Source organism: Pseudomonas sp. NPDC089406 (assembly GCF_044900265.1).
Classification (GTDB): Bacteria; Pseudomonadota; Gammaproteobacteria; order Pseudomonadales; family Pseudomonadaceae; genus Aquipseudomonas; species Aquipseudomonas fakonensis.
On the sequence record NZ_JBJDNC010000036.1, the window covers coordinates 62,887 to 72,594 of the forward strand.

The following is a 9,708-nucleotide window of genomic DNA, read 5'->3' on the forward strand; positions in this document are numbered from 1 at the left end:
TCCCAATTCAAGGCACACACCGGAGCCGGTCATGGCCAAGCCCCTTGAGGATTACCTGCGCAAACGCGACTTCAACGCCACCCCCGAACCTGCCGGCAAGCGCAGCCGGGCGGGTGCTGCGCATGCCTTGCAGTTCTGTATCCAGAAGCACGACGCCAGCCACCTGCACTACGACTTTCGCCTCGAGCTGGACGGCACCCTGAAAAGCTGGGCCATCCCCAAGGGCCCGTCGCTGGACCCCAAGGTGCGCCGCCTGGCGGTGCACGTGGAGGACCACCCGCTGGACTATGCAAACTTCGAGGGCCATATCCCCGAGGGCCATTACGGCGCCGGCGATGTAATCGTGTGGGACCGTGGCATCTGGGAGCCCGAAGACGACCCGCGCGCCGCCTACCAGAAGGGCAAGCTGCGCTTTCGCCTGCAGGGCGAAAAGCTCAGCGGTATCTGGAACCTGTTCCGCACCCACCTGGCCGGCAAGCAGGAGCAGTGGATGCTGGTCAAGTCCAACGATGGCCAGGCGCGCAGCGAGGCCGACTACAGCATCCTCGAGGCGCGCCCGGAAAGCGTGCTGAGCGAGCGCACCCTGGTGCCGCGCAAAACCGCCAAGCCCGCCACACCCCGGCGCAGTGCCAGCAAGGCCGCCCTGCCGGCACGGCTCGAACCGCAGCTGGCCACCCTGGTGGACTCGGCCCCCGGCGGCGACTGGCGCTACGAGGTCAAGTTCGACGGTTACCGCATCCTGGCCCGCATCGACGGCGCCGATGTGCGCCTGTTCACCCGCAACGGCCACGACTGGAGCGCAAAAATGCCGCGCCAGGTGGCTGCGCTCAAGGCCCTGGGGCTGGGTTCGGCGTGGCTGGACGGCGAAATGGTGGTGCCCGGCGACAACGGCGTGGCCGACTTCCAGGCCCTGCAGAACGCCTTCGACAGCGAGCAGGACGAGCGCATCGTCTACTACCTGTTCGACCTGCCCTACCTTGGCGGCAAAGACCTGCGCGCACTGCCCCTGGAAGATCGCCGCCAGGCCCTGGAACAACTGCTTGCGCACCACGACGGCGACCTGCTGCGGTTTTCCGAGGCCTTCGACCAACCCATGGATGACCTGCTTGCCAGCGCCTGCCGGCTAGGGCTCGAAGGGCTGATCGGCAAGCGCCTGGGCAGCGCCTACAGCGGCCGGCGCAACGCTGACTGGGTCAAGCTCAAGTGCAAGCAGCGCCAGGAATTCGTGATCGTCGGCTACACCGAGCCCAAGGGCAGCCGCAACGCCTTCGGCGCCCTGCTGCTGGCCCTGCATGACCCCGACACCGGCCAGTTGCGTTATGCCGGCAAGGTCGGCACGGGTTTCAGCGCCACCACCCTGGCCAGCATTCACGCCCGGCTCAAGCCTCTGCACTGCAGCAAGCCGCAACTGGCCAACCCGCCCACCGGCAGCGAAGCCCGTGGCGTGCATTGGCTCAAGCCGCAGCTGCTGGCCGAAGTGGCCTATGCGCAAATGACCCGTGACGGTGTGGTGCGCCATTCGGTATTTCATGGCCTGCGCGACGACAAACCCGCCACCGCCATCGATTTGGAGCGTGCCATGCCCGCCAGGCAAGCCGACAAGCCCCTGGGCGACCTGCACCTGACCCACCCGGACCGGGTGATCGACGCCACCAGTGGTACCACCAAACGCCAGGTGGCCGAGTACTACGCCCAGGTGGCGCAACACCTGCTAGCGCAGTTGAAAAACCGCCCCGTTGCCCTGGTACGCGCCCCGGACGGCCTGGCTGGCGAGCTGTTTTTCCAGAAAAACGCCGGGCAGTTGCACATTCCAGGTGTGGTCACCTACACCAAGGCCCAGGCCGGCCAGGCGGCGATGGTGTTGAACAAGCCGCAAAGCCTGCTGGGTGCGGTGCAGATGAACATGCTCGAGCTGCACACCTGGAACGCCACCGACAAGGACTTCAAGCGCCCGGACCGCTTCATCCTCGACCTTGACCCGGACCCGGCACTGCCCTGGAAGGCCATGCTCGAAGCAACGCAACTGACCCTCACCCTGCTCGACGAGCTGGGCTTGCAGGTGTTCCTCAAGACCAGCGGCGGCAAGGGTATGCACCTGGTGGTGCCGCTGACCCGCCGCGCCAGCTGGGACGAGGTGAAAGCCTTCAGCCACGCCATCGTGCAGCACCTGGCCGGGCTGTTCCCCGAGCGCCTGAGCGCGGTGTCGGGGCCGAAGAACCGGGTCGGACGGATCTTCATCGACTACCTGCGCAACGGCAAGGGCGCCACCACCGTGGCGGCCTATTCGCTGCGCGCCCGCGAAGGCCTGCCGGTGTCGGTGCCTATTTGGCGCGAGGAGCTGGGCCAGCTCAAGGGCGCCAACCAGTGGCATATCGGCAACCTGCACGAGCGCCTGGGCGAGGTGGATGACCCCTGGGCGGCGATGGGCAAGGTGCGCCAGTCGATCACCGCGCGCATGCGCAAGCAGTTGGGAGTGGACCGATGAATGAACAGCACCTCACCCCGGCCAGCCAAGGTACGCCATGGAGCGCCTGGCAGCAGTCGGCGCACCTGGCCCGTGCCACTTGGCTCAACCCAGAACAGCTGTGTCCGCCGGGTCGGCGCCTGGTGCTGGTGGCCCCGCATCCCGGCGACGAAGTCCTCATGGCCGGTGGCTTGCTGGCGGGTTTTCACGGCCGCGAGCACGATCTGGTGCTGATCAGTGTCACCGACGGCGAAGGTAGCCACCCCGGTTCCGCCACCTGGAGCGAACACCGCCTGCGCCGCCAACGCCCGCAGGAAAGCCGCCATGCCCTGCAGCAGCTCGACCTGGAACCTGCACGCCTGGACTGGCGGCGCCTGAACCTCAAGGACGGCGGCCTGGCCCGGGACGAGGCATTTCTGGTCAACCACCTGAGCCAGTTGCTGCAGCCGGGCGACCTGTTGCTGTGCCCCTGGCGTGCTGACGGCCAGGACGACCACGAAACCGTGGGGCGCGCCTGCGCCCAAGCTGCCCAGGCGCGCCAGGGGCAGTTGGCCGAGGCGCCAGTGTGGGCCTGGCACTGGGCCGAGCCTGACTATACCCGCCTGCCCTGGCCCCGCGCCCACCGGGTGCAGCTCGACGATGCCCGCCTGGCACGCAAGCGCGCAGCACTGGCCGCCTGCACCAGCCAGCTGCAAGCCGACGGCGAACGCCCGCCAGTACTGCCGGCCCACCTGCAGCAATGCCTGCTGCAACCTTTCGAACTGCTGTTTCTGTAAGACCCGGCTTGCTCGCGATAGCGCCATAAGCCCCAGCACGGTGATTGCAGGCCAGGCCCCATTGCCGGCAATCCGGCTGCTACATGAATCACAGGCCTCTGCTGCCCTTGTAGGAGCCGGCTTGCCGGCGATGGGGCCATCAGCAACCCCACAAAGCCCCGGGTGGGTCTGTTTCAGGCCCGGCCCTATCGCCGGCAAGCCGGCTCCTACAGGTTCGGCGCAGGCCTGTAGGTCACGATGCCTTGCGCGGCTTCTTGGCTGGTTTCTTGCCCCCGAGGCTACGCTTGAGCAGCTCGGTGAGGTCGAGAATATCCGCGCCTTTGCCTGCTTCGGCGCCTTCGGCTTTGGCCACCGTGGCAACCTTGCCCTTGCTGGCCTTTTCTTCCACCAGATCCATGATGGTCTGGCGAAACGCGTCGTGGTACTCGTCCGGCGCCCACGGCCCGCTCATGTCCTCCACCAGGCGCTTGGCCATGTCCAGCTCGCGCTTGTCGACCTTGGCAGCGGTGACGCTGTTGTCCAGCTCCAGGCTGTCGATGCCGCGCACTTCATCTGGCCAGCGCAAGGTAATCAGCACCAGCGCGTCTTCCAGCGGGCGCAGCAGCGCCAGGTGCTGGCGGGTGTGCAGCACTACGGTGGCCAGGGCTACCTTGCCGGTCTTTTCCAGGGTTTCGCGCAGCAAGGCGTACACCTTGCCGCCGCGCTTGTCGGGGGTTAGGTAATACGGCGTGTCGAACTGCTGCAGCGGAATCTCCCCGGCCTCGACGAAGGAGAAAATATCGATGGTCTGGGTCGCTTCCGGGCGGGCCTTGCGGATCTCGTCCTCGCTGATCACCACGTAACGGCCTTTCTCCAGCGCCACGCCCTTGACGATGTTGTCCTTGTCGATGTCCTTGCCGGTGACCTTGTTCACCCGCTTGTAGCCCACCGGCTCCATGCTGCGCTTGTCGAGCCAGTCGAAGTCGATACGCTCGCTGCGCACGGCGGTATTGAGCGACACGGGGATATGCACGAGGCCGAAGCTGATCGCGCCCTTCCAGATGGCCCGGGCCATGCCTGGTACCTCCTATGCATCGAACGGGTGGCCGGGCTCGCTGTAGCGCCAGGCGCCGCAACGTTCGCAGCACTGGCACTGCAACCCGGCAATTTCACCGATAGGCATGGCGCGCCATTGGCAACCACGCAGCAGGCAGACAAGTTTCATCAGCCACCTCCTTGGCCCTGCGAAAAACGGGGCTCTTACTCTGAGTGACTGCGCAGCGCCATGAAGGTTTGATCGGCTCGCGCCTACGGCAGCGGGTTGCCGCCTGTCACGCCAAACACTTCACCGGTGATGTAGCTCGATTCCTGGCTGGCCAGCAGCACGTACAGCGGCGCGCATTCAGCCGGCTGGCCGGGGCGTTTCATCGGCGTTTGCGCACCGAACTCGGGGATTTTCTCCGGCGGCTGGCCGCCGCTGGGTTGCAGCACGGTCCAGATCGGCCCCGGCGCCACCGCATTGACCCGGATGCCGCGCTCGATCACCTGCTTGGCCAGGGCCTTGGTGAAAGCGACGATGGCGGCTTTGGTGGTGGCGTAGTCGAGCAAGGTGGCCGAGGGCTGGTACGACTGAATCGAGGCGGTGTTGATGATGGTCGCCCCTGCCGGCATCAGCGGCACTGCGGCCTGGCACAGCCAAAACAATGCGTAGACGTTGGTCTTCAGGGTGTGGTCGAACTGCGCGTGGGTGATCTGGCCGATGTCCTTGCGCGCCTCCTGCTTGCCGGCAACATTGACCAGAATGTCCAGGCCGCCCAGCTGTTCGTGGGCCTGGTCGACCAGCTCGCTGCAAAAGCGCGGGTCCTTGAGGTCGCCGGGAATGGCCACCGCCTTGCGCCCTTCGGCCTTGATCAATGCCACCACTTCGCGGGCGTCGGCTTCTTCGGTGGGCAGGTAGTTGAGCGCGATATCGGCGCCCTCGCGGGCGAAGGCGATGGCCGTGGCCCGGCCAATGCCGGAGTCGGCGCCGGTAATCAGCGCGCGTCGGCCTGCCAGGCGGCCGAAGCCCTTGTAGGTATGCTCGCCATGGTCGGGCTTGGGCCGCATTTCGCCATCCAGGCCTGGGGCGGCCTGGCCCTGCGCGGGGAACGGCGGGTGCGGGTACTGGGTGAGCGGGTTCTGCCGGGTGAACTGGTCCTGGGGTTTAGCGGGCATTGGCAATGCTCCTGTTCAGGTTGAGGAACTCTGTGGGCGCGCCGGTGCGCTGCTACGACGGGGCAGGCCGCTCCCACGGCGTCAGGTTTCGGCCATGACCTTGGCGATTACCTCGCTCATGGCTTGGCGTGCGTCCTGGCCCTGGTCGCGGGCCAGCGCCAATGCAGCCAATTGCCGATCGGCACTGGTGCCTTCGCGCAGCACCTGCGCGGCATGGTTGAAGGCGCGCTCGGCATCGGCGCTGTCGGGCGGCAGTTGCGCCTGCAACTGGGCCAGCCAGCCTGCGGCACTGACCGGTTGCTGGTCATGCACGCCGATGTAGGTGCCATGGCGCCCATGGCGACAGGCGCGCCAGTAGTTCTCCTGGGTGACCCAGCGCAGCTCGCGGCGGACCGGCATGCCGCCATGCCGGCGTTGAACCAGCTGCTCAACGAGATGGCGAAACAACCCGGCAATGGCCAGACCGTCCTCCAGCCCCGGGCAGCCATCGCAGATGCGCAGCTCCACGGTGGGCAAGCGCATCGACGGGCGGATCGCCCACCAGAACGCTCCGTCTTCGGCCAGGGCGCCAGTGCGTTGCAGCAACGCCCGGTAGCGCTGGTAGGCGCCCCAGTCGGCCAGCGGCTCGGGCAGACCCATGTGCGGCCACTCGCCACACACCACCCGGCGGTAGCTCATGTAGCCGGTGGCCTCGCCGCCCCACAGGGGTGAGGAGGTGCTGAGCACCAACAGCAGCGGCAGCCAGTACAGCAGGCGGTTGATCAGTTGCATGCGGTCGCAGCCGGCCGGTACGCCTACATGTACATGCAGGCCATTGAGCAGGCTACGCCGCGCCACCAACTGGTAATCGTCGAACACCTGGCGGTAATGCGCGGTTTGCCGTGCATGCTGGCGCAGCCACTGCGCACTGGGGTGGCTGGCGGCGCAGTAAAGCCCGGCGCCCTCCTCGGCCAGTGCGTGGTTCAGCCGCTGGCGGCTTTCGCTGAAAAAACCTCGGGCCTGGTGCAGGTTGTCGAACACTGGCGAGGCGATTTCGATCTGGCTGCGGAACATTTCTTCGGCCAGGCAGTTGCCGAGCACTTCGCGGCAACGCCGGTCGATGGCCTCCGAGGGCGTGGCCAGTACCCGGCCGCTGGCAAGGTCCACCAGCAGGTATTCCTCCTCGATGCCGAAGGTGCAGGCGTCAGCCATTGCGGGTAACGGTCAGGGCGACGGCGGCGATGCGCTCCACCTGTTCGTAGCCGGGTTCGAGCAATTGCTCGCCGAACACGTCCGGGTCCACCTCCTTGTAGCTCCAGCTGAACGCCGGCCCGGCCAGCCGCAGGCGGATGGCTTCGAGCAGTGCGTCACGGCCCTCGAGCATGGCTACTCCGGTGTACAGCAACAAGGTACCGCCGGGGGCCAGGCGCTCGCGGGCCTGCTCGACGATGCGCAGCGACAGCTCGGCGCCCAGGCTGCCGCCGCCGTGACGGTAGGCGCGCCGGCCGGCATCGAGCATGTACGGCGGGTTGGCGACGATCAAATCGAAGGTGCCGCTGAGGCCGTCGAGCAGGTCGCTGGGCTCCACCGACAGGTTGGCCACCCCGGCCAGGGCGGCATTTATGGCGGTAAAGCGCAGGGCCTGCGGGTTGATGTCCACGGCGCTGACCTGGGCGTGCTGGGCGGCGCGGGCAATCAGCAAGGCACCGACGCCGCTGCCGCAGCCAATGTCGACCGCGTGCTGCACGCGCTTGGGGCTGCGTTGCAGGTGGTCGTGGATTACCTGGGCGAAGCGGTAGCTGTCGGGGCCGAAGAACACCGCGTCCTGGCTGTCGGTGGGCCAGGCAGAGTGCACCAGCAACAGGTCGTCCAGGCTCGACCAGCGCACCGAGCTGCGCAGCAGTTGGCCGTCGGCCTGCAGCACCCCTGCGGTGTGCAGTTGCTGCAACTCATCGGCACTGATCAGCTCGGGCGGGAACGGCCGGCTCCAGCCGAACACATCGCGCAGGTTGCCGGCGCGCTGGGCCTGGTGCCTGGCATTGACCCGGGCATGGGTGGCCGGGGTCACGCAGGTAAAGCGGTAGCCGTCGTCGCGCAGGCGCCGGCCCAGTTGCAACAAGGCCGCATCGGCGTCGGCCTGGTTGTGGTCGAGCAGCATCAGCAGGGCCCTCCCTGGGCAAGGCCGGTGGCCCGCGCGTAGGCCCGGGTGGCACGCAAGCCTTGCGGTTCGGCATGGTGGTTGCCGGCCATGGCGCCAATCAGGCCGGTGATATCGGTTTCGGGCAGCGCAGGTTCGGCCTCGGCGGCGAACGCCAGCTCGTTCTCCCATTGCCCTGGCAACACCCGGCGCACCGGGTCGCCTTGCCAGTCGCCGGCGATCCAGTCGTGCCAGAGCTGTTTTTCGTAGGCGCTGAACACGCCGAACATCGCCGCTGTCGGGCCTTCGAGCAGGCCCCAGAAGCGGCTCAGGCGCGGGGCCTGGTTGCGCACGATCCAGCCGTTGCCCTGCAGCGCCTTGAGGAACGCGGGCATGCCACCGGGCGCGGACAGCCACTGGTTGACGGTGCGCCCTTGCAGGCGGCAGCGGTCGGCGTGCATGAACTGGCCGAACACGCGCTTGCGCTCCAGGGCCGCTAGCAGTTCGCCATCGAGGTCGAAGCTGGCGATCAGCGTGGGCGCGTCCACGCCCAGGTCGTTCAGGCGGTAGCCGTTGCGTACCCGGCGGTAGAACGCAGCGCTGCCCTGCAGTTGCGCGAAGGCCTCCAGCGAGCGCCGGGCGTGGCCGCTGGCGGCGTTGTCGATGGTGACGTGGAGCTGGAAGTAATGGGCGTCGATGCCCAGTTCGGCCAGTTCGTGGGTGGTGATCAGCAGGTGCAGCGGTGGTTGCTCGTAGCCCAGGTTGTAGCCGATGACCTCAGGCAGCAGGGCATCACCGGCCTGGCCCAGGGCCAGTTGCAAGGTGCCTTGCCGGTAACGGGCATCTGCCAGCGGCAGGCCTTGCAGGCAGCCCAGGCGGCTGAGCAGGCGCTGGTAGATCAGCACGTGGTTGCTGCGCGGGTCGCCGTCGCCGAGCTCTTCGAGGTAGGTGCGGATCAGGCCGTGATAACGCGGGTCGCGCCAGTGGCGCAAGGTGCCATGCAGCCAGGCGCCGTCAACTGCCTTGGTGGGGGCTACCTGCTGCAGGAACCACAGCGCCTGGGCGCGGGTAGCGAAATAGCGCCGGGGCGCGCCCAGGCGGCGTTGTTCGAGGTAATGCTTGTGGGCCTGGGCGACCTTGGCGGCGTTTGCCGTGGCCCAGGCGGGTAACTGGCCGGGGTCATCGGGCAGGTCGTCGTTCAACTGCGCGGCTTGTTGCAGCTGCTCGCCCAGCCAGGCCTGGGTATCGCCCGGGCGGCCGTCGAGCAGTGCCTGGTAGCGCGCTTGCAGCGCTTTCTCGGCGACGTCGTTGCGGCTGATCACGGTCATGCCGGGCCCCTCGCTTTATGGGTTCTGCGGCTTGGTTTGTGGCGCTGGCTGAGTGGTGGGTGTGTCGGGTTGCTGCATTTGCAGCGAGGGTTTGCTGGGGTCGGCGTCTTTGGCTGGGTGGTCGTTGTCGCGATCGAAACAACCGCCGAGCAGGCTCAAGCTGCCCAGCAGGCATAGCAATGGGGTGATGCGCATGGTTTGCCTCCTGCGCGGTGCCGGGCGGGCAAGCCCGGCATCGCATGGGCTTACTTACGAGCGACCGCCCTTGCGGCCGGACTCGGTGGAGGGGCGCTGGCTGCTGCCGGGGCTTTGCTGGCCACCTTTGCGGCCGGCCTCGGAGGCTTTTTCGCGGTCGTTGGCGAAGTTACCAGGGTTTTTCGAACTGCCCTGGTTGCCCATATTGCTGTTCTCTTTGTTGGCCATGGTCTTCAAACCTCGATTGGCTTTGGGAATGTACGGTTTGGGTCCGTACATGGGTTGGGAGTGCGGGGGCTGGGAGGGATTCGGTTTTTTGCGGGGTGGGCGGACCGGTGGCGCTAAAGGTGGGGCGTGGGGGTATTGGGGGGCTAAGGGTTCGGGTTCGGGTTCGGGTTCGGGTTCGGGTTCGGGTTCGGGTTCGGGGATTATGGTGATTGCCTCTGGAGATGTATGCGTATTCATTGACGATGAGCGCTTTTCGTCACCTTTCCGCCCTTACGGCGGGTTACTTTGGTCGCGGCCAAAGTAACCAAAGCCGCCCTGCTCCCATCATCCGGCCCCCTACGCTGCGCTTCGGGGGTTCCCTCGCTCCGGGCTTGCTCCGGAGGTACGCGCCGACGGGCCGTCCCTGGC

At 67.0% G+C, this 9,708-nt stretch carries 10 protein-coding genes; 2 read left to right on the forward strand and 8 right to left on the reverse strand.

The window, feature by feature from the left end:
- Positions 1–31 precede the first annotated feature (31 nt).
- Both ligD and ACI2KK_RS22585 read left to right on the forward strand, forming a co-directional pair.
- Complete coding sequence (gene ligD / locus ACI2KK_RS22580; RefSeq protein ID WP_404670677.1) at positions 32–2,485, forward strand: DNA ligase D; 2,454 nt, start codon at positions 32–34, stop codon at positions 2,483–2,485.
- Complete coding sequence (locus tag ACI2KK_RS22585; RefSeq protein WP_404670678.1) at positions 2,482–3,240, forward strand: PIG-L deacetylase family protein; 759 nt, start codon at positions 2,482–2,484, stop codon at positions 3,238–3,240. The genes ligD and ACI2KK_RS22585 overlap by 4 nt, the downstream gene beginning before the upstream one ends.
- A 232-nt stretch (positions 3,241–3,472) precedes the next feature.
- On the opposite strand, the gene ACI2KK_RS22590 is transcribed toward ACI2KK_RS22585, so the two are convergent.
- The 8 genes from ACI2KK_RS22590 to ACI2KK_RS22625 form a co-directional block, all read right to left on the reverse strand.
- Positions 3,473–4,294, reverse strand: coding sequence for a Ku protein (locus ACI2KK_RS22590; protein WP_404670679.1), 822 nt, complete (start codon positions 4,292–4,294; stop codon positions 3,473–3,475).
- 12 nt (positions 4,295–4,306) lie between these two features.
- Positions 4,307–4,444 carry a PSPA7_2676 family Cys-rich small protein gene (locus ACI2KK_RS22595; RefSeq protein WP_217838652.1) on the reverse strand — a complete coding sequence of 46 codons (138 nt, stop codon included), beginning with the start codon at positions 4,442–4,444 and terminating at the stop codon, positions 4,307–4,309.
- A gap of 83 nt (positions 4,445–4,527) precedes the next feature.
- On the reverse strand, positions 4,528–5,433 hold the full coding sequence (locus ACI2KK_RS22600) for an SDR family oxidoreductase (RefSeq protein ID WP_404670680.1): 906 nt from the start codon (positions 5,431–5,433) through the stop codon (positions 4,528–4,530).
- Between the two features lie 81 nt (positions 5,434–5,514).
- A complete protein-coding gene (locus tag ACI2KK_RS22605) occupies positions 5,515–6,624 on the reverse strand; it encodes a carboxylate-amine ligase (RefSeq protein WP_404670681.1) in 1,110 nt (369 codons plus the stop codon).
- On the reverse strand, positions 6,617–7,570 hold the full coding sequence (locus tag ACI2KK_RS22610) for a methyltransferase (protein WP_404670682.1): 954 nt from the start codon (positions 7,568–7,570) through the stop codon (positions 6,617–6,619). Before ACI2KK_RS22610 ends, ACI2KK_RS22605 begins: the two co-directional genes overlap by 8 nt.
- On the reverse strand, positions 7,570–8,877 hold the full coding sequence (locus tag ACI2KK_RS22615) for an iron-containing redox enzyme family protein (RefSeq protein WP_404670683.1): 1,308 nt from the start codon (positions 8,875–8,877) through the stop codon (positions 7,570–7,572). Before ACI2KK_RS22615 ends, ACI2KK_RS22610 begins: the two co-directional genes overlap by 1 nt.
- Before the next feature lie 15 nt (positions 8,878–8,892).
- On the reverse strand, positions 8,893–9,072 hold the full coding sequence (locus tag ACI2KK_RS22620) for a hypothetical protein (RefSeq protein WP_404670684.1): 180 nt from the start codon (positions 9,070–9,072) through the stop codon (positions 8,893–8,895).
- A 54-nt stretch (positions 9,073–9,126) separates the two neighbouring features.
- A complete protein-coding gene (locus tag ACI2KK_RS22625; RefSeq protein WP_217838646.1) occupies positions 9,127–9,300 on the reverse strand; it encodes a general stress protein in 174 nt (57 codons plus the stop codon).
- Between the last annotated feature and the right edge of the window lie 408 nt (positions 9,301–9,708).

Bases quoted from the DNA above. Each gene is read 5' to 3' on its own strand.
- ligD (WP_404670677.1), top strand. From the start codon at position 32: ATGGCCAAGCCCCTTGAGGATTACCTGCGCAAACGCGACTTCAACGCC.
- ACI2KK_RS22585 (WP_404670678.1), top strand. From the start codon at position 2,482: ATGAATGAACAGCACCTCACCCCGGCCAGCCAAGGTACGCCATGGAGC.
- ACI2KK_RS22590 (WP_404670679.1), bottom strand. From the start codon at position 4,294: ATGGCCCGGGCCATCTGGAAGGGCGCGATCAGCTTCGGCCTCGTGCAT.
- ACI2KK_RS22595 (WP_217838652.1), bottom strand. From the start codon at position 4,444: ATGAAACTTGTCTGCCTGCTGCGTGGTTGCCAATGGCGCGCCATGCCT.
- ACI2KK_RS22600 (WP_404670680.1), bottom strand. From the start codon at position 5,433: ATGCCCGCTAAACCCCAGGACCAGTTCACCCGGCAGAACCCGCTCACC.
- ACI2KK_RS22605 (WP_404670681.1), bottom strand. From the start codon at position 6,624: ATGGCTGACGCCTGCACCTTCGGCATCGAGGAGGAATACCTGCTGGTG.
- ACI2KK_RS22610 (WP_404670682.1), bottom strand. From the start codon at position 7,570: ATGCTGCTCGACCACAACCAGGCCGACGCCGATGCGGCCTTGTTGCAA.
- ACI2KK_RS22615 (WP_404670683.1), bottom strand. From the start codon at position 8,877: ATGACCGTGATCAGCCGCAACGACGTCGCCGAGAAAGCGCTGCAAGCG.
- ACI2KK_RS22620 (WP_404670684.1), bottom strand. From the start codon at position 9,072: ATGCGCATCACCCCATTGCTATGCCTGCTGGGCAGCTTGAGCCTGCTC.
- ACI2KK_RS22625 (WP_217838646.1), bottom strand. From the start codon at position 9,300: ATGGCCAACAAAGAGAACAGCAATATGGGCAACCAGGGCAGTTCGAAA.